Source organism: Psychrobacter sp. 1U2 (assembly GCF_051847575.1).
The window spans coordinates 1-784 of the sequence record NZ_JBPYDC010000898.1 but is presented as its reverse complement, the minus strand read 5'-3'; the positions used below and the strand labels follow the sequence as shown (position 1 = coordinate 784).

1 protein-coding gene is annotated in these 784 nt (G+C 44.0%); it reads left to right on the top strand.

Annotated features, from left to right (window positions below; genetic code table 11):
• The coding region (locus ACS8FD_RS19420; RefSeq protein ID WP_439277069.1) for a YciK family oxidoreductase at window positions 1-648 on the top strand (648 nt) is incomplete at its 5' end.
• Window positions 649-784: the final 136 nt, after the last annotated feature.

Below are 784 nucleotides of genomic sequence, written 5' to 3'. Positions count from 1 at the left end.
CGCTATGGCGCAACGGTACTATTACTTGGTCGTACTACCAGTAAGCTTGAAACTGTCTATGATGAGATCGAGAGCTTGGGCGGTAAACAACCTGCAATGCTACCGATGGATTTAGAGAAAGCCACTTATTCTGAAATGCAGCAATTAGAAGGCTTGATCGTCAAAGAAATCGGTCAACTTGATGGCATACTACATAATGCAGGGATATTAGGCGAGCTGACACCGCTTGAGATGTACGATGTCGATACCTTTGCCAAGGTGATGCAGGTCAACTTTACCGCCACCTTTATGCTCACTCAAGCACTATTACCGTTACTTAAAGACGCTGCTAATGGCTCTATTGTCTTTACCTCCAGTACTGTCGGTACATATCCACGCGCATTTTGGGGTGCATATGCGCTCTCAAAACAAGCTGTAGAAGGCATGAGTGATATCTTCACTCAAGAAACGCAAAATACGACTCGTTTACGCTTTAACTGTATCAATCCAGGTGGTACGCGTACCAATATGCGCGCGCATGCATTCCCTGGTGAAAACCCGATGAGTCTCAAAACACCTGAGGATATCATGGCAGGTTATGTCTGTCTGATGAGCGATGACAGCATTGGTGTACGCGGTCAAGTTGTGGCATTACAACCAAAAGATTGAAACGCATAATAACTGGCTTTATTTTCTTCAGCATTGAAAACAAGGCTGTTTAGCCCCATCTATTTGTTCTTAAAGACTTTTATTAAATAAGAAAGGATAAGTTATGGCAGGTGGCTGGTCAAGAGATGGAGCAGAG